Origin of the sequence: Streptomyces sp. NPDC049887 (assembly GCF_040656535.1) — a bacterium.
Classification (GTDB): domain Bacteria; phylum Actinomycetota; class Actinomycetes; order Streptomycetales; family Streptomycetaceae; genus Streptomyces.
In genome coordinates this window covers 217366-242780 of sequence record NZ_JBFAMM010000008.1, presented here as the reverse complement: position 1 = coordinate 242780, position 25415 = coordinate 217366, and the positions used below count along the sequence as shown (strand labels likewise).

The 25415-nt window shown below is 74.9% G+C and carries 23 protein-coding genes and 1 pseudogene; 17 read left to right on the top strand and 7 right to left on the bottom strand.

The window, feature by feature from the left end:
- Positions 1-389: 389 nt before the first annotated feature.
- Together AB0J10_RS13235 and AB0J10_RS13230 are read right to left on the bottom strand one after the other, a co-directional pair.
- Positions 390-926 (bottom strand): hypothetical protein, encoded by a 537-nt coding sequence (locus AB0J10_RS13235; RefSeq protein ID WP_363060913.1) that lies wholly within the window; start codon positions 924-926, stop codon positions 390-392.
- A 358-nt stretch (positions 927-1284) separates the two neighbouring features.
- A complete protein-coding gene (locus AB0J10_RS13230) occupies positions 1285-1710 on the bottom strand; it encodes an ATP-binding protein (protein WP_363060911.1) in 426 nt (141 codons plus the stop codon).
- A 366-nt stretch (positions 1711-2076) separates the two neighbouring features.
- On the opposite strand from AB0J10_RS13230, the gene AB0J10_RS13225 reads away from it, so the two are divergent.
- The 9 genes and pseudogenes from AB0J10_RS13225 to AB0J10_RS13185 all read left to right on the top strand — a co-directional run bounded on the left by AB0J10_RS13225 (position 2077) and on the right by AB0J10_RS13185 (position 12950).
- A complete protein-coding gene (locus AB0J10_RS13225) occupies positions 2077-3654 on the top strand; it encodes an SDR family oxidoreductase (protein WP_363060909.1) in 1578 nt (525 codons plus the stop codon).
- A gap of 414 nt (positions 3655-4068) precedes the next feature.
- Complete coding sequence (locus AB0J10_RS13220) at positions 4069-5451, top strand: deoxyribodipyrimidine photo-lyase (protein ID WP_363060907.1); 1383 nt, start codon at positions 4069-4071, stop codon at positions 5449-5451.
- A 224-nt stretch (positions 5452-5675) separates the two neighbouring features.
- Positions 5676-5888, top strand: a pseudogene (locus AB0J10_RS13215) (amine oxidase); the annotation flags it as partial.
- Between the two features lie 74 nt (positions 5889-5962).
- The gene (locus AB0J10_RS13210; RefSeq protein WP_363060905.1) at positions 5963-6958 is read left to right on the top strand and encodes a MerR family transcriptional regulator; all 996 of its coding nucleotides are present in this window, start codon (positions 5963-5965) and stop codon (positions 6956-6958) included.
- Positions 6959-6969: 11 nt separating this feature from the next.
- On the top strand, positions 6970-7146 hold the full coding sequence (locus AB0J10_RS13205; RefSeq protein ID WP_363060903.1) for a hypothetical protein: 177 nt from the start codon (positions 6970-6972) through the stop codon (positions 7144-7146).
- 545 nt (positions 7147-7691) lie between these two features.
- Entirely contained in the window at positions 7692-9278 is a 1587-nt protein-coding gene (locus AB0J10_RS13200; protein WP_363060901.1) for a polyprenyl synthetase family protein, read from the top strand.
- Positions 9275-10882 (top strand): phytoene desaturase family protein, encoded by a 1608-nt coding sequence (crtI, locus tag AB0J10_RS13195; RefSeq protein WP_363060899.1) that lies wholly within the window; start codon positions 9275-9277, stop codon positions 10880-10882. The genes AB0J10_RS13200 and crtI overlap by 4 nt, the downstream gene beginning before the upstream one ends.
- Positions 10879-11895: a phytoene/squalene synthase family protein gene (locus AB0J10_RS13190; RefSeq protein WP_363060897.1), complete on the top strand. Its 1017-nt coding sequence runs from the start codon at positions 10879-10881 to the stop codon at positions 11893-11895. The genes crtI and AB0J10_RS13190 overlap by 4 nt, the downstream gene beginning before the upstream one ends.
- Complete coding sequence (locus AB0J10_RS13185) at positions 11892-12950, top strand: DUF5914 domain-containing protein (RefSeq protein WP_363060895.1); 1059 nt, start codon at positions 11892-11894, stop codon at positions 12948-12950. Before AB0J10_RS13190 ends, AB0J10_RS13185 begins: the two co-directional genes overlap by 4 nt.
- Before the next feature lie 243 nt (positions 12951-13193).
- Here AB0J10_RS13185 and AB0J10_RS13180 read toward each other — a convergent pair whose 3' ends face one another.
- The 4 genes from AB0J10_RS13180 to AB0J10_RS13165 all read right to left on the bottom strand — a co-directional run bounded on the left by AB0J10_RS13180 (position 13194) and on the right by AB0J10_RS13165 (position 17717).
- Positions 13194-14693, bottom strand: coding sequence for an FAD-dependent oxidoreductase (locus AB0J10_RS13180; RefSeq protein WP_363060965.1), 1500 nt, complete (start codon positions 14691-14693; stop codon positions 13194-13196).
- A gap of 128 nt (positions 14694-14821) precedes the next feature.
- Positions 14822-15550, bottom strand: a complete 729-nt coding sequence (locus AB0J10_RS13175; protein WP_363060893.1) for a class I SAM-dependent methyltransferase — start codon at positions 15548-15550, stop codon at positions 14822-14824.
- A 63-nt stretch (positions 15551-15613) separates the two neighbouring features.
- On the bottom strand, positions 15614-16861 hold the full coding sequence (locus AB0J10_RS13170) for a lycopene cyclase family protein (RefSeq protein WP_363060891.1): 1248 nt from the start codon (positions 16859-16861) through the stop codon (positions 15614-15616).
- Positions 16862-17000: 139 nt separating this feature from the next.
- The gene (locus AB0J10_RS13165; RefSeq protein WP_363060889.1) at positions 17001-17717 is read right to left on the bottom strand and encodes a sigma-70 family RNA polymerase sigma factor; all 717 of its coding nucleotides are present in this window, start codon (positions 17715-17717) and stop codon (positions 17001-17003) included.
- Between the two features lie 571 nt (positions 17718-18288).
- Between AB0J10_RS13165 and AB0J10_RS13160 the strand changes: the two genes are divergently transcribed.
- The 6 genes from AB0J10_RS13160 (at position 18289) to AB0J10_RS13135 (ending at position 23875) form a co-directional block, all read left to right on the top strand.
- Positions 18289-18729: a hypothetical protein gene (locus AB0J10_RS13160; RefSeq protein WP_363060887.1), complete on the top strand. Its 441-nt coding sequence runs from the start codon at positions 18289-18291 to the stop codon at positions 18727-18729.
- Positions 18730-19215: 486 nt separating this feature from the next.
- The gene (locus tag AB0J10_RS13155) at positions 19216-20418 is read left to right on the top strand and encodes a SpoIIE family protein phosphatase (RefSeq protein ID WP_363060885.1); all 1203 of its coding nucleotides are present in this window, start codon (positions 19216-19218) and stop codon (positions 20416-20418) included.
- Positions 20415-22127 (top strand): ATP-binding protein, encoded by a 1713-nt coding sequence (locus tag AB0J10_RS13150; protein ID WP_363060883.1) that lies wholly within the window; start codon positions 20415-20417, stop codon positions 22125-22127. Before AB0J10_RS13155 ends, AB0J10_RS13150 begins: the two co-directional genes overlap by 4 nt.
- The gene (locus AB0J10_RS13145; protein ID WP_363060881.1) at positions 22124-22561 is read left to right on the top strand and encodes a response regulator; all 438 of its coding nucleotides are present in this window, start codon (positions 22124-22126) and stop codon (positions 22559-22561) included. The genes AB0J10_RS13150 and AB0J10_RS13145 overlap by 4 nt, the downstream gene beginning before the upstream one ends.
- 209 nt (positions 22562-22770) lie before the next feature.
- Positions 22771-23307 (top strand): DUF6328 family protein, encoded by a 537-nt coding sequence (locus AB0J10_RS13140; protein ID WP_363060879.1) that lies wholly within the window; start codon positions 22771-22773, stop codon positions 23305-23307.
- Positions 23308-23437: 130 nt separating this feature from the next.
- Positions 23438-23875 carry an ATP-binding protein gene (locus AB0J10_RS13135; RefSeq protein ID WP_363060877.1) on the top strand — a complete coding sequence of 146 codons (438 nt, stop codon included), beginning with the start codon at positions 23438-23440 and terminating at the stop codon, positions 23873-23875.
- 89 nt (positions 23876-23964) lie between these two features.
- Here the strand turns inward: AB0J10_RS13135 and AB0J10_RS13130 are convergent, their stop codons facing one another.
- Positions 23965-24339 (bottom strand): STAS domain-containing protein, encoded by a 375-nt coding sequence (locus AB0J10_RS13130; RefSeq protein WP_363060875.1) that lies wholly within the window; start codon positions 24337-24339, stop codon positions 23965-23967.
- 253 nt (positions 24340-24592) lie between these two features.
- Between AB0J10_RS13130 and AB0J10_RS13125 the strand changes: the two genes are divergently transcribed.
- Together AB0J10_RS13125 and AB0J10_RS13120 are read left to right on the top strand one after the other, a co-directional pair.
- Positions 24593-24763 carry a hydrophobic protein gene (locus AB0J10_RS13125; RefSeq protein ID WP_363060963.1) on the top strand — a complete coding sequence of 57 codons (171 nt, stop codon included), beginning with the start codon at positions 24593-24595 and terminating at the stop codon, positions 24761-24763.
- Positions 24764-24970: 207 nt separating this feature from the next.
- Positions 24971-25168, top strand: a complete 198-nt coding sequence (locus AB0J10_RS13120) for a hypothetical protein (protein WP_363060873.1) — start codon at positions 24971-24973, stop codon at positions 25166-25168.
- Positions 25169-25415 lie beyond the last annotated feature (247 nt).

The following is a 25415-nucleotide window of genomic DNA, read 5'->3' as shown; positions in this document are numbered from 1 at the left end:
TCTTCGTTCGTCAACGCCGCTTACCCAGAAGGATGCCTTCTTCACCCACCGGCCGAGGGCTGTTCGCACGGTGTCGTCCGCTTCGGGCGGTTCCCGAGGCCGTGTTGTCGGCCCCGTCTGTCGCCCTCCGGTGGGAGCGGAGCGGCGCGGACCCCGGGCGGGGACGCGCCGCTCCGGCGTCTCGGACGGGCTGATGGGGCCGTCCTCCGCGGAACGCGGCGGACCGGCGGAGCACCTGGGCACGCCGGTCCCGCCGTGGCGTGGGTCCCGTCGAGGTGCGGATCCCGCGACACGCTCACGGATCCCGCGGACGTGCGGACCTCACCGATGTGCGGACTTCACCGACGTGCGGATCTCGCGGACGTGCGGACCTCGTTGACGCACGGACCTCACGGATGAAGCGTCGCCGAGCGCTGCGGCGGAACCCGCCGGGCCGGGACCCTGCGCTGCGGGACGGGCGCGACGTCGGGAACGCGCGGCGCCGCCGCCAGCAGCTCCGTGAGCAGCGCACGGCCCGCCAGCATGGCCTGCCGCAGGCTCTCCACGTCCGCGTTCCCCGCGGCCGCCCGCCCCGAGGCTGCGCGCAGTCGTCCGGCGGCCTCGGCATGACCGGGGAAGAGGGTGCGCAGGGCGCGTGTCCGGAGTTCGTGCGAAGCGGTGGGCAGTCCGCGCACGGTGGCCACCGTGTCCAGCAGTTCATGGGCCCTGATGGTCGCCTCGCCGGGCGACTCCACGAACCGGCCCGAGATCACGGCCCATTGGGCCAGGTACTGCTCGGCCTCGCTGCGGCTCATCGGCTCGAGCCGCGGCGTGGAGACCCGGCGACGGAAGCGTCCGGGGTGTGCGCGCCGCACGGGCCGTGCCATGACGAGTGCGAGGATCATGAGGGCCGCCACCCCGAGGATGGCCGGCGCACTGATCGACATGACTTCCTCCTCTGCGGGGATCCGCTCCTACGGGGATCTGCCGGTAGGGGATTCATCTCCCTCGGTGACCGTGTGCTACTGAGCGTTACCACTGTCGCTGTGGGTAAACCTCGGCTCCACGGCGGGTGTTCAGCGAGGCGCAGGGTTCGCTTTCGAGGCGGCACGCCCGGAGGCTTCGACTGCGGGGCGTCCGGAGGCGGGAGGGGCGCCCCCCGAGCCCGAAGCGCCCGGAGAGCATGGAGCGCCCCCCGAGCATGGAGCGCCCGCAAGCCGTGTGGCGCCCGGGAGGGGGGCGTGTGGCGTCCGGGTATCGAGGGCGCGCCGGCGGAACGCTCTCATCCGGGCCGTACGCCTTGCCTCAGGCCAGGGAGATCAGCACGCTCACGCGCTTGCCCCCGTGTGCCTCCGGGGTGATCGTGATGCTCCGGGCCAGCCTCCGGATCACGCGCCAGCCGTGACCTCCGACGCGGAGCCCGCCGCTGCCGTCCCGGGAGGAGGCGAGCTCCGGGAGACGGTCGCTGCGGTCGCCGACGCTCACCCGGCAGCCCTGGTCGGTCATCTCGACGTCGAAGCTCGTCAGGCCGCCGCCGTGGCGAAGGGCGTTGGTCACGAGCTCGGACGTCACGAGGACGGCGTCGCCGACCACGTGCGTGTCGTCGGGAACCCCGCCGGCGGGCAGCAGCCACTCGCGCAGCAACGCCTCCACCCTGGTGCGTGCCTGTGAGGGGGTGCGCGGCACCACGGCTTCCGGGCGCTTCGTCCCGGTCAGTTCATCAGCAGACATCCTCCACCGCTCCTTGCGTACGCGACGATACGTACGTGTTCTTCGTCTGACCGCGGGTGCGTGGCGCAAACCTCGGCCGAGCCCTGCCCGAGGACGTCCCGACCACCTCCCGGCGCGTTCCCGGGCCCCTTCCGTCGCCGCTCGCGCCGGAACGGCGAAAGGCACCCCGCCGACCGGCCGGGAGCAGGCGGGGCAACGGTGGAGCGGCCGGTTCGGGCACCGTGGTCCCACGCGGTCGCCGAGCGGCACCGGCGCGCATCCGCCGTCCCTCCCCGAGCGGAAGCCATCCGCAGAGGGCAAGGTGACAGTGGCGGGCCGGCAGGGGATCGGCAGGGGAACGCCGCTCCGCGGGAATCGGAGGTTTGCATGAGCGGACAGGGCAACGGCGGGAACGGAAAGCTCGACGGCGGGAACACCGAGGGCCCGCGCTGCCTCGTGACCGGTGCGACCGGCTACGTCGGCGGCCGGCTGGTGCCCGAGCTGCTGGACGCCGGCTTCCGGGTCCGCTGCATGGCCCGCTCGCCGGAGAAACTGCGCGACCACCCCTGGGCGGGGCGGGTGGAGACGGTACGGGGCGACGTCACCGACCCGGACTCGCTCGTCGACGCGCTGCGCGGCGTCGACGTCGCCTACTACCTCGTACACGGCCTGCGCTCCGGGCCGTCCTTCGAGGAGGCCGACCGCAAGGCGGCCCGCGCGTTCGCCGACCGGGCGGGTGAGGCGGGCGTGGGGCGCATCGTCTACCTGGGCGGGCTGACGCCCGCGGAGGTGCCCGGCCATGAGCTCTCGCCGCACCTGCGCTCCCGCGCCGAGGTGGGCGAGATCTTCCTCCGCTCACCCGTGCCCGCGACGGTGCTGCGTGCCGCGGTCGTCATCGGCTCCGGCTCCGCCAGCTTCGAAATGCTCCGTTACCTGACCGAGCGGCTGCCCGTCATGGTCACACCCAGCTGGGTGAGCACCCGCGTCCAGCCGATCGCCGTCCGGGACGTGCTGCGCTACCTCGTGGGCAGCGCCCGGATGCCGGCGGACGTGAACCGGTCCTTCGACATCGGTGGGCCGGACGTGATGACGTACGAGCGGATGATGCGGCGCTACGCCGAGGTGGCCGGGCTGCCGAGGCGCCTGATCCTGGGCGTGCCGATGCTGACGCCGAGACTGTCCAGTCTGTGGATCGGCCTGGTCACCCCCGTGCCGCCCGCCCTCGCCCGGCCCCTCGCCGAATCGCTGCGCCACGAGGTGGTCTGCCGCGAGCACGACATCGCCCGCCACGTCCCCGATCCGCCCGGCGCACCCCTCGGTTTCGACCGGGCCCTGGAGCTGGCGCTGCAGCGGGTGCGCGACGCGCAGGTCACCACCCGGTGGTCCTCCGCCGCGCTGCCCGGGGCTCCGAGCGACCCGCTGCCGACTGACCCGGACTGGGCCGGGGGCAGTCTCTACACCGACCGGCGCGCCCTCGACGTCGACGCCTCGCCGCAGGCCCTGTGGCGGGTCATCGAGGGGATCGGCGGTGACAACGGCTGGTACTCCTTCCCGCTCGCCTGGGCGGTGCGGGGCTGGCTCGACCGGCTCGTCGGCGGCGTGGGGCTCCGCCGCGGCCGGCGGGACGCCGCACGGCTGAGGGTCGGCGACTCGCTGGACTTCTGGCGGGTGGAGGAGATCGAACCGGGCCGGATGCTCCGGTTGCGGGCCGAGATGAGGCTGCCGGGTCTCGCGTGGCTGGAGATGCACGCCGAACGCGGCGAGGGGGGCCGCAGCCGCTACCGGCAGCGGGCCCTGTTCCATCCACACGGACTGCTCGGGCACGTGTACTGGTGGGCCGTCTCACCGTTCCACGCCGTCGTCTTCGGAGGCATGGCACGCAACATCGCCCGGGCGGCCGCGAAGGACGGCGCCGACGGCACCGGACCCGCTCCGGACAGCGCCCCGTCGGCCCGTGTCCGCTGACCGCCGCAGGGCCCGCGCGGCCCGTGGGGTGGGGCCTCACCACGATCTCCGGGTCCCTCCGATCCGTCCTGGCGCGGGTCGATCTGTCTTCGCGCGGGGTCCAGTGCTTCCGCGACTTTCCACCGTCCTCGCGCGCCGCGCCGGACGCCGTGCATCCGGCAGGCGCACGCCGGCGGAAGAACCGTACGGAGCATCCGCGGCCCGTGAGCCGGTCCCGGGGACCTGTGTCCCGGACGGCCCGTCCGCACGGGCGTCCCGAGGTACGCGCCTGCCGGGCCGGCCGCCGCCCCCACTCCCGGCCGGCCGGCCGGCACGGTCCTTCCACCAGCACCGGACCGTCCCGGTCACCCCGGCCGTCCCAACCTCCCCAGTCGTCCCAACCTTCCCAGTCGTCCCGGCCAACCCAGGAGTCCCATGAACGCCGCGGTCGTCCTGTTCACCTCCGACCTGCGTCTGCACGACCATCCGCCGCTGCGCGCCGCACTCGCGGCGGCGGACCGGGTGGTACCGCTGTTCGTACGGGACGACCGCGTCGAGGCCGCGGGATTCGCGCCACCCAACCGGCGTGCGTTCCTCGCCGACTGCCTCACCGACCTCGACGAAGGACTGCGCGAGCGGGGCGGGAGGCTCGTCGTCCGTTCCGGCGACGTCGTCGAGGAGGTCCGTGCGGCCGCGCGGGAGGCGGACGCCGGTGAAGTGCACATGGCGGCCGGCGTCAGCGCCTACGCCCACGCACGCGAGGAACGGCTGCGCACCGCGCTGGAGGAGGACGGCCGCACGCTGCGCGTCCACGACGCGGTCGTCACCGCCCTCGCCACCGGGGCCGTCGTCCCGTCCGGCGGGGACCACTACGCCGTGTTCACCCCGTACCACCGCCGCTGGTCGCAGCAGGAGATCCGGGGCGTTCTCGCGGCGCCGCGCACGGTCCGGCTGCCCGACGGGATCCGATCCGAGCCGGTGCCCTCCCGCGGGGACGTCGAGAAGGCCGGAGGGGTGTCGGAAGGGCTCGCCCACGGTGGTGAGAGCGAGGCGCGCAAGCGGCTGAACGCATGGGCGCGCGGCGGTCTCGCCCGCTACGACGAGCGCCACGACGACCTGGCGGGCGACGCGACCTCCCGACTCTCGCCCCATCTGCACTTCGGCACCCTCTCCCCGGCCGAGGCCGTCCACCGGGCCCGGGCGACCGGCGGGCCGGGCGCCGAGGCCTTCGTACGACAGGTGTGCTGGCGCGACTTCCACCACCAGGTGCTCGCCGCCCGGCAGGACGCGGCCTTCGCCGACTACCGGCCCCGGCACGACCGCTGGCGCTCGGGGAAGGAGGCCGGGGCCGACATCGAGGCGTGGAAGAACGGCCGCACCGGCTACCCGATCGTCGATGCCGCGATGCGCCAGCTCCGCCACGAGGGCTGGATGCACAACCGGGGCAGGCTGCTGACCGCGAGCTTCCTCACCAAGACGCTGTACGTCGACTGGCGCGTCGGCGCCCGGTACTTCCTGGACCTGCTGGTCGACGGCGACCTCGCGAACAACCAGCTCAACTGGCAGTGGGTGGCGGGCACCGGCACGGACACCCGGCCGAACCGGGTGCTCAACCCCGTCCGCCAGGCCCACCGTTACGACCCCGACGGGACCTATGTGCGCCGCTGGGTGCCGGAACTGGAGGCCATCGGCGGATCCGCCGTGCACGAACCCTGGAAACTGCCCGACACCGACCGTGCCGGGCTGGACTATCCCCGTCCGATCGTGGCGCTCGGCGACGGACTGACGCGCTTCAAGGAGGGCCGCGGCACCGGCTGACCGCACCCGCCAGCGCCACGTGCGGCCGGGTACGACCCGACGACGCGGGGAGGGGCACCGCAGCCGCCGTGGAGGTACCGAACCCCCGAAACCCCGAACCCCCGAAACCGCGAACCCCCGGACGGCACACCGGAACCGACCCGCGCACCCACCACGCACCGAGGACGGTGACAGCGATGAAGAGGCCCCACCGGACCCACACCGACATGATGGTCGTGGGCGCCGGGACGGAGACCGGCGGCCGGGAGCTGCTCGCGGCCCGGCCCGTGCGGGGCGCCCACCCCGACAGGGAGCCTCCGTGGCCGCTGAGCCGCACCACGAGGATCGCCCACGGGCCGCACGTCCGCGGCGACCACCGGGCCGCGGGCTCAGTCCTGGGCGCCACGGCCTCCGGGACCCGTACGGCCCGCGAGGTGCTCGCCGGGCGGGCACGGTGAGCGGCCGCCCGGACCGCGACGGCCGCCCGTCCGCAGCGGCGGCGGGCCGCACCCGGCGCCGTACCATGGGCCTGGTGAAGGCCGACGGCGGCCCGAAGGGCCCGGCAGAGGACGGCGTCACCGCCGCGCTCAGCACCGGCGCGGTCGCCCGCAGGCTCGGTGTAGCGCCCACGACCCTCCGGTCCTGGGAACGGCGCTACGCGATCGGCCCCGCCACGCGCGAGGACGGCAGGCACCGCCGCTGGACGCCCGAGGACATCGCCCGGCTCGAGGAGATGTGCCGGCTCACCGCCCAGGGCGTCCCGCCCGCCGAGGCCGCTCGCGCGGCGATGAGCACCCCGACGACGACCCCGGGTCGCGGGCCGGCCCCGCCGACCGGGCAGCACAGCGACCCCGCCTCGCACACGCCGGGCGGACCCAACGCCCTGCCCCTCGGGGACGTACGCCAGGAATGCCGGGGGCTGGCCCGCGCCGCCGTCCGCCTCGACGCCCCCGCCGTCGACGCCCTGCTGGACGCGGTGCTCGCCGAGCACGGCCTCGTCCTCGCCTGGGAGGAGGTCATCGCCCCGACCCTGCACGCCGTGGGGCGCAAATGGGCGACGTCCGGCGAGCGTTACGTCGAGGTCGAGCACCTGCTGTCCTGGCACGTGTCGTCGGCGCTGCGCCGGGTACGGCCCGCCGTGGAACGGTCCGACGTGCCGCCCGTGCTGCTCGCCTGCGTACCCGGCGAGCAGCACAGTCTTCCCGTCGAGGCGCTGGCCGCCGCGCTGGGGGAACGGGGTCTGCCCGCCCGGATGTTCGGCCCCGCACTGCCCGCGGACGCGCTCCACGAGGCCGTCCGCCGGCTCGGCCCCGCCGCCGTGGTGCTCTGGGCCCAGTCCCGGTCGACCGCCGACCGCTCACTGGTCCGGATCGTCTCCGGCATCCACTGGGGCGTGAAGGGCGCGAGGAAGCGCACCTCCGTGCTCCTCGCCGGACCCGGCTGGGCTGGCAGCGCGTACCCGGGGACCCTGCGGCTGCACGGCCTGGGTTCCGCGGTGGACGTCGTCGAGGCACTGTTCCCGCGCTGACAGGAGCGCCCATGTCCCGTCGTGCACAACGCCCGTCCCGTACGCACCTGCTCTTCGGGGACCAGCGGCACCGGGAGCGGCTGTCGCGCAACCACCGCATGGCCCGGCCCGTCGCCGGCCTCGACCGGCTCCCCGACCTCCCCGAACTCCTCGAGCAAAAGCGCCGGCGCGGACGGTCGGCGCCCTGAGCAGCCGCCGGCCGGGACCGGGGCGCCGCCCGGCGCGGGGCGATGGGCCGAGTGGAGGGTGGGCGGGCCGCGGGGCGTCGCGGGGGCCGGAGACGGCAGGCGCCGGTGCCGCCCGGCACCGGGCCGCCGTGAGCGGCCACCGCGATGAAGGGCGAGGGCGGGACATGAGGCGGTCCGGTGCCGGTGAATGGGGCAATCGGGCGGAAGCGGGCGCCCGTTCGCCCGTGTGCCGCCGCGGATCGCGCCGGGGCGTGGTCGACTGGTCGGCACCGGCCTCCCCGCCGCGCGCCGCGCAGTGCCGGGCGCATCCGAACGCCGCCCCTCCGCGGAAGGACGAGTGACAGCAGCCGACCGACTCGGAGGACCGCATGCACCGACCGGTGGCACAGGCACCGACCCCGACCGGGCCGAACCCCGGGGCGGCCCCGCACCCCGGGTCGGCGCCGGACAGTTCGACGGCGCCGAACTGTCCGGCGGACCGGCCCTCCCTCGAGACGGGGGGCGCCGTCCCACCGGCCGCGGTTGACGCCGACGTATCCGCCGCGGTGGGACGGGAGCTGGACCTCCTGCTGAGGGAGCGCGTGGCGGGCGCCGCCGTACTCGACGGCGACTTCGCTGCGGACCTGGCCGCGCCCGTCGCGAGGTTCACCCTGGACGGGGGCAGGCGGATGCGCTCCCGCTTCCTGTGGTGGGCGATGCGGGCCTGCGGTGGGGCTGCGCCTGAGACGCCGGCGGCGCTCCGCACGGCCGCGGCGCTGGAGCTGATCCAGACCTGCGCGCTCGTCCACGACGACGTGATGGACGGCTCGCCGCGCCGCCGGGGCGGTCCCTCGTTCCACGCCCGGCTGGCCACCCGGTACCCCGGCGCCGTGTCCACGGGCACCGCGGCGGCCCCCTTCGCGTCCTCGGCGGCGGTCCTGGCCGGCGACCTCGCCCTCGCGTGGGCCGACGACATCGTCGCCGGGACGGACTTCGGCGGCGATTCCGTCCGCAACGGCGTGCTGGAGAACTGGCGGGCCATGCGCACCGAGATGGTGGCGGGCCAGTACCTGGACCTCCACGGGCAGGCGACCGGTGCCCGTTCCGCCGCCCGGGCGATCCGCACCGCCTGCCTCAAGACCGCGCTGTACTCGGTCGCCAGGCCCCTCTCCCTCGGCGCGGCCGTCGCGGGCGCCGACCCGCGGACCGTCCTCGACCTGTGCGCGGCGGGCCGGTACGCCGGTACCGCCTTCCAGCTCCGCGACGACATCGAGGGCGTCTTCGGCGACCCCCTCCTCACCGGCAAACCGTCGGGCGACGACATACGCTCCGGGAAGCTCACGTATCTCGTGGCGGTCGCACGGTCCCGGGCCGGGTCCCGCGGTGACCGGGCGGCACTGTCCGTCCTCGAGGGTGCCTTCGGGAACGCGGATCTGACGGAGGACCGGCTGCTGCGGGTGCGGGAGGTGCTCACGGACACCGGTGCCCTGGAGGCCGTGGAGAAGCGGATCGGACGGCTGCTCGCGGCCGGTGAACGCCGGCTGGCCGCGGCCGCCCTGGAGCCGGCCCCGGCCCGTCGGCTGCGGGCACTGCTCGCCGCGGTGGCCGCTCCCACCAGTCCTGCGGCCCGTCCGGCGCCCGCCGTGCCGTGGCGTCCGGCAGCGCCAGAGCCGCCCGCCGGGCGGCCTGCCCCCGAGGCCGGGACCACCTCCGCGTCGTCCGCCGCACAGGAGGTCCCGGCCGCGGACGACGGCGTGACGCCTGACGCGGTGGCGTCGGCCGCGTCCGCCGGACCCGGGCCGCGCGGGGCGCCCGTGCCCGCCCGTCCGGCGCCGCCGGCCGCGACCGCGAGGCGGCCCGCGGAAGTTCCCGTGACGTCCGCGTCCGCAGCGACCGTGCATTCGGCCGCGGACGCCCCTGCGACGCCGCCCGCCGCCTCGGCCGCGGACGCTCCTGGGACGCCGCCCGCCGCCTCGGCCGCGGACGCCCCTGGGACGCCGCCCGCCGCGCCGGGGCCCGTACCCGTGCCGCCCGCCGCCGCGACCGGGAACCCCGTGACCCACCCGCACTCGCCCGCCCGGCGTGTCCGACCGGGCGACGGACCGGCCGCACGGCGCCCGTCGGGTACGACAGCCGACAGGAGCAGCGGATGAGGACCGTCAAGGGCCGCACCGACCACGTCGTGGTGGTGGGGGCCGGGCTCGCGGGCCTGTCCGCCGCGCTGCACCTCCTCGGTGCCGGCCGCAGCGTCACCGTCGTCGAGCGCGACCCCCAGCCGGGGGGCCGCGCGGGCAGGATCGAGCGGGGCGGCTACCGCTTCGACACGGGACCGACCGTCGTGACCATGCCCGGCCTCCTCGCCGACGCCTTCGCGGCGGTCGGCGACACAATGGAGGACAGGCTGGAACTCGTCCCTCTGCACCCGGCGTACCGGGCGGCGTTCGCCGACGGCAGCGTCCTGGACGTGCATACCCGGCCCGAGGCCATGGAGGCGGAGATCGAGCGCTTCGCCGGCGCTCGCGAGGCGGTCGGCTACCGGCGTCTGCGCGGCTGGCTGGAGAAGCTGTACCGGGTGCAGATGGGGCGGTTCATCGACGCCAACTTCGACTCCCCGCTGCAACTGCTCACCCCCGACCTCGCCCGTCTCGCCGCGCTCGGCGGTTTCGGCCGTCTCGACGCCCGGGTAGGGCGCTTCCTCCGTGACGAACGGCTGCGCCGGGTCTTCTCGTTCCAGTCCCTCTACGCCGGAGTCGCCCCGTCCCGGGCCCTCGCCGCCTACGCGGTCATCGCCTACATGGACACGGTCGCCGGGGTCCACTTCCCAAGGGGAGGGGTGCACGCCGTGCCCGGCGCCATGGCCGGTGCCGCGGCCGACGCGGGCGCGGTCTTCCTGTACGGGCGGACGGTCACACGGCTGGAGCGCACCGGCGAACGCGTCACCGCCGTCGTGACCGACCGGGAGCGGCTGCCCTGCGACGCCGTCGTACTCACCCCCGACCTGCCCGCCACCTACCGGCTCCTCGGCCGGGAGCCCCGGCGGCCCCTCGCGCTGCGCCACTCGCCGTCCGCGGTCGTCCTGCACGCGGGCACCGACCGCACCTGGCCCGGACTGGCGCACCACACCATCTCGTTCGGGGCCGCATGGAAGAGCACGTTCCGTGAACTGACGCGCACCGGGGGCCTGATGACGGACCCGTCCCTGCTCGTCACCCGGCCCACCGCCACCGACCCGGACCTGGCGCCGCCCGGCCGGCACGTCCACTACATCCTGGCGCCCTGTCCCAACACCGACGTCGGCCCAGGCGCGGCGCAGTGGCAGGACCTCGGCCCACGCTACCGGGCCGCCCTCCTCGCCGAGCTCGATCGCCGCGGCCTCACCGGGATCGACGCGGCCATCGAGGAGGAGTGCCTGGTCACGCCCGCTGACTGGACCAGTCAGGGGCACGCCGCGGGCACCCCGTTCTCCGTCGCGCACACCTTCGCCCAGACCGGACCGTTCCGGCCGCGCAACCTCGTGAACGGCATCGAGAACGCCGTCGTCGCGGGCTGCGGAACCACGCCCGGAGTGGGTGTGCCCACCGTCCTGATCTCGGGGAAGCTCGCCGCCGCCCGCATCACCGGGGCTCACCGGGCCGCGAACGGAGCGCACCGCACCGCCGGTGCGGCCCACTCTCCGCCCACCGCCCCGGACGTCCGCCGGGGCACCGGCACGGCCCCGCCCTCCGGCCCCCGCACCCCGAAAGGCGGAACCGCATGACGCGCCGGGAACTCGACGCCGCCGGGATCACCGACCCCGATCTGCGCGCCGCCTACACCGACTGCCGCCGGCTCAACGCCCGCCACGGCCGGACGTACTTCCTCGCCACCCGGCTGCTGCCCGTCGAACGCCGCCCCGCCGTCCACGCCCTGTACGGTTTCGCCCGCTGGGCCGACGACATCGTGGACGACCTCGACAGCGACGCCACCACCGTCGAGCGGGCCGCCGCGCTGCGACGGCTGTCGGAACGGCTCGACTCCGGGCTGCGCGTCGGCCGCAGCCCGGAGCCCGTGGTCCACGCGCTCGCGCACACCGCCCGCCGCTACGGCATCGATCACCGCCACTTCACGGACTTCCTGGCGTCGATGCGCAGCGACCTGGAGGTGACGGACTACGCCGACTACGGCGAACTCCGCCGCTACATGCACGGTTCCGCCGCCGTGATCGGGCTGCAGATGCTGCCCGTCCTCGGCACCGTCGTCCCGCGCGAGGAGGCGGCTCCGCACGCCGCCGCCCTCGGAGTCGCCTTCCAGCTGACCAACTTCCTGCGCGACGTCGGCGAGGACCTGGACCGAGGACGCGTCTACCTCCCCGCCGATCTGCTCGCCGCGCACGGCGTGGACCGGGACCTGCTGCTCTGGAGCCGTGCCACGGGCCGGCGCGACGCCCGCATCACCGGTGCCCTCGGGGCCGCCGCCGCGCTCACCCGGAGCGTGTACCGGGAGGCGGCACCGGGACTGCCCATGCTGGACCCGGTGTCCAGGCCGTGCATCCGCACCGCGTTCGTCCTGTACGGGGGCATCCTGAAGGCGATCGCCGACGACGGGTACGCGTGCGTGCACCGCCGCGCCGCCGTCGCTCCGGCCCGCCGGGCGGCGGTCGCCCTGGACGGTCTCGTCAGGGTGGCCGCCGCCCGACTCGCCGCACCGCGCCGTCCGGCGGGGCCGGTCCGGCCCGAACGGGCGCACCGGCCCGAGGCGTTCGCACCGACCGTGGAGGAGACGGCCGCATGACACGCCCGACCACGCCCGGCACCGGTCCGCGTCGCGGCCGCCTGCCGCTGAGGCTGCGCCGTCCCGCCACCGTGTGGGAGCGTCAGCGACCGACCTGGCGGGACGCCCGTCCGGCACTGATCGACAGCGCGCTCAAGCGCGCGCTCGCCCGCCCGTCGGGGAACTGGTACGTCCTCGGCGACACCCGCGCCGTCCGGCCGGGCGCCCCCTTCGGCCGGACCGTCGCCGGGGTCGAAGTGGTCGCCTGGAGGGACCAGGACGGACGCCTCGTGGCCGGACCGGGCGCGTGTCCCCACCTCGGCGCGCCGCTGCGCGACAGCCGTGTCCGGTGCGGAACACTCGTCTGCCACTGGCACGGACTCGCCCTGGACGGCGGGTCGTTCGCGGGCTGGGAACCGTTCCCGGCGTACGACGACGGCGTGCTCGCGTGGGTTCGGCTGGACGACGTCGGCGGCGAGGAGCCGCTGGAGCGGCCGGTGCTGCCGGCCCGGCCGCGGCCGGCGGCGTCGGTGGCCGCCGTGTACACCGGCGCGGGAGTCTGCGAGCCGGAGGACGTGGTGGCGAACCGCCTCGACCCCTGGCACGGCTCCTGGTTCCATCCGTACTCGTTCGTCGACCTCACGGTGGTCGACGCCCCGGGCGCCGGCACCGGCGAGGGTTCCGGCACGCCCACCGGCCCGGCGGGCGACGGCGACGCGTTCACGGTCGAGGTGTCGTTCAAGGTGGCGGGACGGGCCGTCGTCCCGGTCACCGCGGTCTTCACGGCCCCCGAACCCCGTACGGTGGTCATGCACATCACCGGCGGCGAGGGGGAGGGGTCCGTCGTCGAGACCCACGCCACTCCGCTCGGACCCGACCACCTCGGCAGGCCGCGTACCGCGGTCGTCGAGGCGGTGGTCGCCGTCTCCGGCCGTCCCGGCTTCGCCGCGGCCCGCGCGGCCGCCCCCGTGCTGCGTCCACTGATGCGCGCCGCGGCGGCCCGCCTCTGGCGCGACGATCTCGCCTACGCGGAACGCCGCTGGAACCTGCGCAGCACGGGCCGTTTCCCGGGCTGACGGCGGGTGGGGCGAGGCTGCCCGGACGGGCCTTCGGTGCGCCGGCCGTGCTCCGTCGGTGGTGGCGACGGTCGGCCGTGCCGGCGCCCCTACGCCGGGGACAGCCCGCCGATGCCGGTACGGAAGCGGTCCCTCGACACTGCCCGGTCGTCCCCGGTCGTCCCCGGTCGTCCTCGGTCGTCCCCGGTCGTCCTCGGTCGTCCCCAGTTGTCGCCGGTTGTCGCCGTGCGTGTGGCGGCACCCTCACCGAGCTGCCAGCCTCACCAGGGCCCGCAGCAGCGCCGAGCGGCCCCTGGCGGGGACCGTGCGCAGCGGGTGGCCGCGCACGCCCCAGCGGGCGAGCAGGGCGTTGGCCGCCAGGAAGCCGCTCGTGGCCGCGCGTTCCATGAGGGCGACCGGCAGGTTCGTCCGGACCAGGTCCCCGGCCACCATCAGGGCCGGGTCGGGGGTGCGGACGGTCGGCCGGGCCGCATGGCCGCCGACGGCGAACAGCGGGCAGTCGTCGCGCCATTCGTGCCGTTCGTCGACCACCCTGGCGCCGCGGGTCTCCGGGTACACGAGGTGCAGTTGCTCCAGCAGCCGGTCCCGCACGACCGCCCGGCCCCTGTCGGTGCGAGCCGCGTAGGCGTGCAGCTCCACCACGGAGCCGCCCGTCCGCAGTGCCCACCGGTGCGCCTCCCCCTCCCAGCGGTCGAGGACGCTGATGTTGTCCAGGTCGCCGTAGCCGCTCGTACCGAGGAATCCGGGCCGGTCCGCGGTCACGGGCCGGTCGAGCCAGAGCCTGGACACCAGGAACGGCGGCGCGGTGCGCAGTGCCGCGACGCGCTCCCGCCACCGCGCGCTGCCCAGCCCGGGCGACGCCGCGACCACCTGCCGCAGGCCCGCCGTGTCCAGCGCGAGCACCACCGCGTCGTGCGTGGCCGTGCCGCCCGCCGCGGTGACCGTGAGCCGTCCGTCGCGCGCGGCTTCCACCGAGTCGACCGGCGTCGCCGTACGGATCGTGGCCCCGTGGCGGTGCAGATGCTCCGCCAGCGGTTCCCACAGCGCCTGTGGGAAGGGCTCCCGGGGGACGTCGAACAGCAGCCCTTCACTGGAGCCGAGGAAGTAGATGTGGAACATCAGCGCCAGTTCCGCCGCCGACAGCTCCCGCGGATCGGCGAAGAAGCTGCGGGAGAACACCTCGAACGCGAGGTGCTGCGCCGCTTCGGGGAAGCGGATCCTGGCGAGGAAGTCCGCCGCGCTCACGGTGTCGAGCGACTCGTAGACGCCCGGCACGCGCACGTCCAGCAGCGGCAGCGCGGCGCCGGGGTCCATCCGCAGGAGGTCGCGCCAGCCGAACGACGGGCTCTGCGCGACGAATCCGAGCGCGCTGAGCGGGGGAGTGCGCGGCACGCGGGCGAAGCTGTCGAGCATGCCGCCGCTGTGCCGCAGCGGATAGTCGGGCAGCGGGGTGAGCGAGTGCAGTCCCGGGTCGGTCCGGCGCAGCAGCGAGCGCAGGTTGTAGTACTGGCGGAAGAAGGCGTGGAAGCCCCGGCTCATCGTGGCGACGGAACCGTCGGCCAGTTCGACGGGCCAGCCGGCGAGCCTGCCGCCGAGCCCGTACTCGCGTTCGTAGAGGGTGACGGCGACACCGCGCTCCGCCAGGGCCGTGGCAGCCGCGAGACCGGCGATGCCGCCGCCCACGATCCCGGCGTGCGGGGCGGACCCGTCCACCCGTGCCCGGCCGGGCCGGGCGGGCAGCACGTGCGAGAGCCGGTCCCGGCCGGGGGCGACACCGCCCCCGTCCGCCCCGTCGGCGCCCGAGTGGGCCGGGCGGTGCGCACCGCCGTTCACACGCCCCGGGCCTCCGCGGGGGTGCCTGCCGTCGCCGTTCACACGCCCTCGCCCTCCGCGGCAGGCACCCGCGCCACGAAGGTGTGCGTGATGCCCGTGTGCCACCCGGGCAGCGGGAGGACCCGTACCGCCGCGAACCCCGCCCGCTCCATCCGCGCGGCGAACGCGTCCGCCGTGTCGAACCGGACGACGCTGCGCCACAGATGCTCGTACAGCGAGCCGTCCCCCGAGCACCGGGCGACGGGCAGCACCAGCCCCCGGCACACGGCCGTCCACAGGGCGCGGTGCGCGGGTCGTCCGCTGAGCGTGTACTCGTGGACGGCGAGGCGCCCGCCCGGTGCCAGCAGGCACCGCACCCGGGCGAGCACCTCGTCCGGGTGGGAGACGTTGCGGAACAGATAGGCCGCGAGTACGGCGTCGAAGGGCCCCGTCACCCCGGCCCCGGCCAGATCCTCGGCGGAGGCGTGCACGAACGAGACGTTCCCGGGCCACGACTTGCGCCGGGCCCGGGCCAGCATTCCCTCCGACGCGTCCACCGCGGTGATCTCCGCGTGGGGGGCGACCGAGAGCAGTGCGGCGGTGGACGCCCCCGTCCCGCAGCCCAGGTCCAGCACCCGCCTCCCCACGCCCCCGCCCGGCAGCCCGAGCCGCCGGGCGGAGCGCCGGAGCTGGCGGTGGTAGCCCGGATTGGCCGCGACCATGCGGTCGTAGGAGCGGGCGGCGTGGTCGAACGCCGCGGACAGATCGGCGTCGTGCAGCAGGGACATCGGCAAGCTCCTCGGACGGCGGACGGCGGACGGCCGGCGGGGGACGGGCAACGGCGGCGGGGACTAGGGATGTCTGGGCCCGGTGGCCCCCGGGGAGCCCGTGGGCCTCGCGGACCCGCCGGGCTCGTGGGCGCGGCGGGGGAGCGCGGGCAGTTCGAGCACGGTCCTGAGCATCGGCCGTACGGGGGTGCGCAGCCCGATCAGGACGTCCTCCCACCAGCGGGTGCCGCCGTCGAGGAAGCGCAGCAGACGGTGAGCCGGCACTTCGCGGAACAGTCCGGCGAGCAGTTCGGCTCCGTCCACCCGCCCGGTGTCCAGGGCGCGCAGCAGCACCGCGTCCATGAGTCGGGAGCGCCGGGAGTGCGGCGCGGGGACCAGGGGGGTGCGGCCCCGGGCCAGCGCGTCCGCGACGGCCCGGGTGTGGCGCTGCGCCGCGGCGAAGGTGTAGCCGGTCGAGGGCCGGGTCGCGCCCCCCGCCGCACCGATGGGGAACACCGACCTGCCCGCCCGGCGGGGTACGCGCGCGTCGGTCATGGGGATCACGCCCTGCTCGGTGGCGGTGACGCGGAACGGGCCGAGGCCCAGCACGTCCTGGGTGTAGTGGCGCAGGGCCCGTTCGTACGCTGCGGTGTCGAGGACGGACGGGGAGAACTCCGTGTACTCCACCAGTGCCTCCCGCGCGCCCAGCGGCAGGACGTAGCCGAACGCCAGGCCCCGGCCGGGCTGCGGTGTGCGGAAGTCCATGAGGTCGGCGACGCCGTCGTCGAACCGCGGGCGGGCGGTGCGCACGAACCAGCCGCGGAAGTGCTGGAGCAGCGTCGTGCGGGCGGCACGCGGCCGCCGCGGCGGCCGCGAGTCGAACGCCCAGCGGGCCCGGAGCCGGAACTCCGCACCGGTGCCGTCCCGTCCGCACACCTCGGCACCGCCGCCGGGCAGGTCCCGTACCCGGTCCACGACGGCCTCGTACCGCAGGCAGCCGGACCGGGAGAGCAGGGTGCCGGTGCGCTCCTCGAAGTGCGTGGAGCGGATCATCTTGTAACGCAGCGGCGCGGGCCGCACGGTCACCGCCGCTCCGTCCGGAGCGGTGACCCGCAGGCGGTCCCAGCTCGCCGCGAGGACGTCGTCGTACTCACCGCCGGCCTCCTCCCAGAAGCACCAGGTGCGCGGGGGCGGGCGCAGCGGCCCGGCCGGGGCGTCGACCAGCGCGACGGACGGGCGCGGGCCGGCTCCCGCCTCCGGTGCCGTGAGCCGGCGGGCCAGGGACAGACCCGCGGCACCCGCACCGACGATGACGACGTCCACGTCGTGCACGGTGGTCCCTCCCGCGGTGGTGACGGCACGCCGGCGGTCCTCCCGGGCGGGAGGCCGTGCCGTCGATGTTTCCGCGAAAGGTCCGCCGGCGGATGCAGTCACCGGGCGCGTGTCGCGGACCGTGCGGCGGGAGCCGGTCTCACGCCTTCGTCCCGAGCGAGCGGCGAAGGGACAGCAGCGCGCGGCGCATATGGCTCTTGACCGTGCCGAGGGGGAGCCCGGTCCGCTCGGCGATCTGGGTCTGGGTGAGGTCGGCGTAGAACGCGAGCCGTACGACGTGCTGCTGGGCCGAGGGCAGATCCTGCAGGGCACGCAGCACGAGCACCCGGTCCACGACCTGCTCGGGACCGGTTCCGGCGGCGGGCGCCGGGGCGAGAAACGCACCGGCGGCTGCCACGAGTTCGGCGCGGCGGCTGCGGGCCGCGAGGGCGTCCGCGACCTTGTGGCGGGTGATGCCGACCAGCCAGCCCGCGAGCCCGCCCCGTCCCGGCCGGTAGCCGCGGTGTCCACGCCAGGCCGCGAGGAAGACCTGCTGCGTCACGTCCTCCGCCTCGCGCTCGTCCCCCAGGGTCCGCCGGGCGAGGGTGTACACGAGGGAGCCCCAGCGGCGGTAGACGACCTCCAGCGACCCCTCCTCGCCCGAGACGAACCCGGCCGCCAGCGCGGAGTCGTCGTCGCGGGGGGCGACAGTGGCGGTTCCGGGGGCCGGACGGGGGTCGCGCGCCACGGGCGCCGGGCCGGGGACGGCGGTTCCGGGCGCCGGGCGAGGCGCGTCGGCTCCGCCTGCCGGGCGGGAGGCACCCGGCCCGGGAACCGCGGACGGGCGCTGGGGCCTTGCGGATCCGACAAGGACCATGACCTCGGCTCCTCGTGCCGGGCCGTCGGCCCGGCGCTGGTTCCGGACACGGGCCCGTTCGCTGGGACCGGGCCTGCCGTGCCTGGGCGCTTTCGTGCGCCGCAGCACGCCCAGACTCATAGCCACGCCGGAGCCCCACAACTTGCACCGTTTCTGCGTCGGAATCATGGAGGGCGGCGCCTCCGGACGACGGGCGGCGAGCCCGGCCGCATCCGGACGCCGCCCTGCTCGGGAACGGGGTGTGGGGGCCTTCGCGCTCCGCCCCTGGACGGCATGACAGGACATCCGGCATGACAGGGAATCCGAGATGGCAGGGAATCCGAGATGGCAGGAAATCCGAGATGACAGGATGCGTCGACGGCAGGACGTTCCATGACGAAACACTGCGAAACATCCGGCACGAGCCCGCACGGTGCGGAGAGTGCCGGGAGTGCGGAGAGTCCGGAGAGCGCGGGGAATGCGGGGAATGCGGGGAATGCGGGGAGCGCGCGGGGAATGCGGGGAGCGCGCGGGGCCGCCGTGCGTCCGGGGTCCCGCGGTCCGCGCGCACGGCGACCGGTGACCGTGACCGGTGACGGGGCATCTGGATCCGGCGGACCTGGCCGAGCTCGCCCTGGCGGGCGGCGTCCTCGACGAGGCGGCTCCGCGGGTGCGGGAGCACCTGCGGACGTGCGGTGCCTGCCGCGGTGAACTCGACTCCCTGCGCCGCCTCGTGCGGGCCGTCCGCTCGGCGACACCGTCGGACCTGGTCGGACCGCCGCCGCCACGGGTGTGGGCCCGTCTCGCGCGCGAGACGGGCGAAGGGCGGCGCCCCGTGCCGGGGGGCGGACGGCCCGTCGCGCCGGACGAGGGGCCGTCGCCCGTGCCGGGGACCGGCGGACTCGCTCGCCGGGCACGCACCGCTGGTGCCGCACTTCGCACCGCCGCCGCCGTGCTCGCGGTGGCCGCGGCCGGAGGCGCCGCCGCGTGGTGCCGTCACCGCCGGCGAGCGGCGCGAGCCTCCGGCCGGTGATGAGACAAGGCCCACTCCGTTCCCCGGCATGAACCGCGCGGCGGCGCGGCGCGGGTCATCCGCGAGGCGTGACCTCCGCCACGTTCCCTGGAATCCCCACTTCCGTCGTCCGGGGGGCGAAACGGGGCGGCCCACCGTCGGACCGCAGGCCACAGCCGGTGCGGGAGCCGCTTCGCGGCCGCGGGGTCCCGCCGGCCCCACGGCCCGGGGTACCACCCGCCACCACCGCCGTGCGAGGGTGAACGAGCCCTTCGCACGAGAGTGAACGAGCAAGATCCACAAGTCGTTTGACCTGATCGGGACGGTACGGTCGAGCGGGAGCCGCGCGAGTGCAATTATTCGCGAGCGGCAAGTATTCTGCTTGCGCCCCACGGTCCGCGTGCGGCCGAGGGCAAGGGGAGGTCGGCTGTGAGGAGCCCTGTCGGAGGGCAAGGCCAGGAGGTGCCTGGGCCGAGGGTGTCGGTCCCGCAGGTGCCTCTGGCCCGCGTGTCACCGGCCGCCCTCGCGGCCGACGGCGACGCCTTCCTCACGATCCTGCTCGTCGAGGACGACGACGGCGACGCGCTCCTCGTGGAGGAGACGCTCCGCGACAGCGGTCTCGCCGTCAGGCTCACCCGCGCCCGCTCCATGGCCGAGGCGCGGCGGGCGCTGAGCGGCGAGTTCGGCCCGGCCGCCCAGTGCGTCCTGCTCGATCTGCATCTGCCGGACGCCCAGGGACTGGACGTCGTCGGCCAGGTGCTCGCCGAAGCCCCGGGCGCCGCGGTGGTCGTGCTGACCGGGCTGGCCGAGGAGGGCGTGGGCCTCTCCGCCGTCGCGGCGGGCGCCCAGGACTACCTGATCAAGGGCGTCTTCGAGCCCACCGTGCTGGCACGATCGGTCCGGTACGCGGTGCAGCGCCGCCAGATCGAGCAGGCGGCGATGGCCCTTGAGGCCGGCCGTATGCGCGCCCAGGAGAACGCCCGGCTCGAACGGGGGCTGCTGCCCTCGCCGCTCCTGCACGGCGCCGGGGTGCAGGTCGTGTCCCGGTACGAGCCGAGCAGGTCCCTCGGCCTGCTCAGCGGTGACTTCTACGACGTCGTGGAGACCCCGGACGGCACGGTCCACGCCGTCATCGGCGATGTCTCCGGCCATGGCCCCGACGAGGCCGCGCTCGGCGTGTGCCTCCGTGTCGCCTGGCGCTCCTTCACCCTCGCCGGTGTCACCGGCACCGGCGTGTGCGAACTCATGCAGAAGGTCCTGGTGGCCGAGCGGACCGGCGCCGAGATCTTCGCCACGGTCACGACCGTGGAACTGCCCCCGGGCCTGACGAAGGCCAAGGTCGTCCGCGCCGGTCACCCGCCGCTGCTGCTGCGGGAACCCGGGGGAGTTCGGCTCGTGGAGACCGCCGTCGGCCCGGCGCTCGGCCTGCTCCCCGACGGCCGCTGCCACTGGCGCGAGGACCATCTGGACCTGCCCGCCGCCGGGGGCCTGGCACTGTTCACCGACGGACTCTTCGAAGGGCGCGTCAGCGCCGACGGCGGGCGGCTCGGCGAGGACGGCCTGCTCGCGCTCGCCGGCCGCTACACCGGCCGACCCGCCGATGAGTTCGTCACGGCCGTGATCGCGGAGACGCGGGCCCTCTCGGCCGACCACGGCGGCCACAGCGACGACGTCGCCCTCCTCCACCTCGAATGGGACAAGCAGAAGTGACCAGCCGCGAAGAACCGCTGACACCCACCGGCGCGCCACCCGCGCGGGACCGGCGCACCGTGCTGACCGTCCCGATGTGGCTGGGGATCGTCCTGGCCGCGATCCTCGTCATGGTGACGGGCTTCGCCGTGGTGGGGGCTCAGCTGCTGTCCCGGACGGCCGCCGAGTCCGACGACCTCGTCGACCGCATCCAGCCGGCCCGGGTGGACGCGTACCGGATGCAGAAGGCGCTCCTCGACCAGGAGATCGGGGTGCGCGGCTTCGTCCTCAGCCGGGACCCCCGCTGGCTGGAGCCCTACATCCAGGGTCAGAAGGAGGAGGAGTCCGCCGAGCGGTCACTGCGCGAGGCGCTCGCCGGCGACCCCGCCCTGCTCGCCGTCGTGTCGGCGACGGAGGAGGCCGCCGAGGCATGGCGGACCGGCCACGCCGGGCCGCTCGTGGAACGGGCCCGCCAGGGCGCTCTGCCCGCGTCCGCGACGACGGAACTCCAGCGGAGCAACGCCGCTTTCGACCGGCTCCGTGAGCGGTTCGACGGACTGAACGAGACCCTCGCCGAGGAACGGACCAGCGCCAGGGCGGAGATGCACCGTACCCGCACCGGCCACAACTGGGTCCTCGCCGGGATGCTGGCCGCCTTCGTCGTGTTCGTCGCGGTGCTGGTGGTCGTGCTCCACCGGGCCGTCGGACGGCCGCTGGACGGGCTGCGCTCGGCGGCCCAGCGGGTCGCCGACGGCGACTTCGAGCACCGCATCGAGCCCGGCGGACCCGTGGAGACCCGGCACCTCGCGGCAGCCGTCGAGGCGATGCGCGTCCGAGTCCTCGAGGCCCTGAGAGCCTCGCAGCAGCGCGAGGAACTCCTCGCCCAGCGCACGGCCGTCCTTGACGAACAGGCGGTGGAACTGCGCCGCTCCAACGCCGAGTTGGAGCAGTTCGCCTATGTCGCCTCGCACGACCTGCAGGAGCCGTTGCGGAAGGTGGCATCCTTCTGCCAGCTCCTCGAGAAGCGGTACGGGGACCAGCTCGACGACCGGGCGAAGCAGTACATCGACTTCGCCGTCGACGGCGCCAAGCGCATGCAGGTCCTGATCAACGATCTGCTGACCTACTCCCGGGTGGGCCGGCTCAACGACGCCAGTGACACCGTCGGCATGGACTCCGCGCTGGACGGGGCGCTGGCGAACCTCGGCGCGGCCGTGGAGGAGGCGGGCGCCGTCGTCGAGCGCCCCGACGGGCTCCACTCCATCACCGGCGATCCGATGCTGCTGGCGATGCTGTGGCAGAACCTGATCGGCAACGCCGTGAAGTTCCGGGCCCCCGGCCGGCCGCCGCTCGTCCGCGTCACGGTCGAGCCGGAGATCGGCGGTGAGGTCCCGGCCTGGCACTACCGTGTCGACGACAACGGCATCGGCATCCCGGAGGAGTTCGCCGAGAAGGTCTTCGTGATCTTCCAGCGGCTCCACGGCCGGGACGCCTACACGGGTACGGGCATAGGCCTGGCCCTCTGCAAGAAGATCGTGGAGCACCACGGCGGCCGGATCTGGATCGACACCGAACAGACCGAGGGGACGCGGATCCACTTCACCCTGCCGGCAGTCCCCGCGGAGGAACCCCCCGCCGGGACGGAGTCCGCGGACGCGGCACCGCAGCACCCCGCAGCGGGTCCGTCCCCGGACGGCCGCGCGCCCCTCACCACAGGAGATCACGCATGAACGCCACCAAGCCCATCGAGGTCCTCCTCGTCGAGGACGACCCGGGCGACGAACTGATGACCCGCGAGGCGTTCGAGGACAACAAGATCGGCAACACGCTCCATGTGGTGCGCGACGGCGAGGAGGCGCTGGACTTCCTCTACCGGAGGGGAGCCCACCAGGACGCCCCGCGCCCCGACCTGATCCTCCTCGACCTCAATCTGCCCAAGTACGACGGACGGCAGGTGCTCGAACGGATCAAGGCCGACTCGGAGCTCACCCACATCCCCGTGGTCGTGCTGACGACGTCCGCGGCGGAGGAGGACATCCTGCGCAGTTACCGGCTCCACGCCAGCGCCTACGTCACCAAGCCGGTCGACCTGGAGCAGTTCATCGCCGCGATCAGGAAGATCGACGACTTCTTCGTCACCGTGGTGCGGCTGCCCCGCCCCTGAGGTGCGCGCCCTCCGCACGACCAGGTGGTCCCGGGTGGGGTGCCGGGGCGCGGATCCAGGGCCGGCCCTCCGGCCCGACCCGGAGGGCGGCGCGGCGTGAAAGGTGCGGGCGCCGAGGGTTCCCCGGGCGAACCGGGGGCAAACGGGTGACCGGCGAAAGTCACCCGAACGACGCGCAGCCGTGCGCATCGTGCCGCGAAGGAGCGCCCATGAACCCCGGCCCGGCAACCGACCACGAACACCTCGGCGCAGGCGGACCTGAGACGGAGGACCGCACCGAGGGCAGACGGGAGACGGAGGACGAACGCGCCGACCGGCGCTGGCAGGAACTCGTCCAGGAAATACGTGTCACCCAGACCGGGGTCCAGATCCTCTTCGGCTTCCTCCTCACGGTGGTCTTCACGCCGCACTTCCAGGGCCTGGGGCAGACCGACAAGACGATCTACCTCATCACCGTCGTCCTGGGCGCCCTCGCCACCGGCGCGCTCATCGGGCCGGTCGCGCTGCACCGGATCGTCTCCGGCCGCCGTATCAAGCCGCAGGCCGTCGTCTGGGCGTCCCGGCTGACGTTCACCGGGATCGTCCTGCTCCTCGCCACGCTCACGTCCGCCCTGTTCCTCATCCTGAGGGCCGCCACGCACGACGCGTTCGTCCCCTGGGTGGTCTCCGGAGTCCTGGCCTGGTATCTGCTGTGCTGGTTCGTACTGCCGTTCTGGGCACGCCGGCGTCACACGGCCGGGAACTGACGGGCCGGACGTGCCCCCTTGTGTTCGCCGCCCGTTTCGATTTCCGTCCGCCGAGAGGTGCCGGCGCGCGGATTCGGGGTAGGAGAGCGCCGACCCAGGGGACGGCAGGGACGAACGGGACGACCAGCAGATGAGTTCGAGTGTGATCGGGACGGGCCGCGGGACTGCCGCGGCATGGGCCTCAGACGCGTGGGCGGGCGCCGTGTACGACGGCGGCCGGGGGAGCATCGCAGAGGCCCGCGGCTTCGCCACGCGGTTCCTGGTGGACAGGCACGGATTTGAAGCCGCCTCGGAGGCGGTGGGCGCCGTCCAGCTGATCGTGTCGGAGCTGGTGACCAACGCGTGCAAGTACGCCCAAGGGCCGTGCGCCCTGGACCTGGAGAGGATCCCCTCGGGCATCGAGGTCACCGTGTGGGACAGCAGCACGACCCTTCCCCTCGCGCGGGCCGCGGACCCCGGACGCGTCGGCCAGCACGGACTGGAGATCGTCCTGGCACTGTGCGAGGGATTCACCGTCGAGCGCGAGCCGGTCGGCAAGCGCATCACGGTGCGCGTGTCCTGCCCCTGACCGGGTGTGCGCCGGACCGGCCGCCGCGGCCGCTGCGGTGCGCCGCCGGCCCGCCGGGTTCCGGCCGCTGACGGAGCGGCCGCGGCCCTTCAGGGACGGGGCACGGCGTCCTGGTCGTCCCTGACGTCCAGGACCTGGTCGGCTCCCGTGATCTCCAGCAGCCGGCGCAGCTGGGGCTGCGGCCCCGCGATGCGCAGGCGGGCGTTCTGGTGGACGCGCAGCAGCAGGTTCAGGAAGGCCGAGTCGCCGAAGGTGACGCCGGAGACGTCCAGGATCAGCTGGGAGTGCTCCGCGGACGCGGCGGTCAGCGCGGCGTCCAGCGGCGGGAGGCTGGTCAGGTCCAGATCTCCGCGGGCGGCGATCACCCAGGCCCCTCCGGCCGCGTACTGGACGCCCACCGGACCCTCTCCGTCCCGCCGGAACCCGCCGTCGGTGCGGGGTTGGTCTTCGCTGCTCGCGTCCATGGTGGCGAGTATGCCCGCCCCCGCACCGCTCCGGTAGTCACGGGTCCGCCGTCCGGGCGGATCCGGCCGCGAGAGGCGCACGCGGGGCGGTGACGCCGGCCCCCTCCGGCCGCTCCGTGCCGTCCGGACCCAACTCGCCGTGCCGCCCGGGTTTTCCGTGCGTACCCGGGGCAAGCAGCCCCCGGGAAAAGGGAAACGACTCTCGCGTGCGCGGGGGAAACGCGGGTAAGCGGATTCCGGGAGGTTGATGGAAGTGGTTCCTTTGCTGCTTGTTCTGCTGCTCGCCCTGGTTCTCTTCGGCGCGGGCTTCGCCCTCAAGGCGCTCTGGTGGATCGCGGTCGTCGTGCTGGTGGTGTGGCTGCTCGGCTTCGTGATCCGTCCGGCGGCGGGCGGCGGTCGCCGCGGCCGCTGGTATCGCTGGTAGCGGCCGCGCACGGCGCGTGCGTGAACATCGGGGCCCCGTCGCGAGGTGGGGCCCCGATTGCTTTCTGCGTCCGCGCAGTTCCCTGACCGCGTTTCCCGTCCATGCAGTCAAGGATCGTGGGCGGGTGAATCCGTGAGGTGACGGACTTTCCGGCGATCGGAAAGCCGATGAACCGAAAGAGACGAACGGAAAGAGGGGTGGACGGTCATGGACGGAAAGGTCGTCGAGTCGTTCCCTGCCGGTGGCCCGCGCGGCTCGTGGCCCGCGGAGGAGTGCGCCGCGAAGCGGCGTGAACAAGGCCGGTGCGCCACGGTGGTCATGGACTTGGAAGGTGACGCATTCCTCGTCGTCGAGCCCCCGGAACCCGCGGAGCGCCGCGGGCCCCGAAGCCCGCGAACGGTGTGAGGCGGGAGGGAGGGCGGCGGCCGCACCCGTGGCCGCCGGGGATCCGGCGCCGCGGCGTCCGGCGATCTGGCGCCGGACGCCGCGCGGGCTCCCCTCGGCGCAGCGCCCGTCGCCGGAAGCCGGCCCGGAAGGAGCTCCCGCGCCTCCCCGGCCGTCCCGTCCGCGCCGAAGGCCCTCCGGCACCCACCGCGCCGAACGGCGGTGGTTCCCCGGCCTTGACTGGCCGGGGCGCCACCCCCCGTCGGGG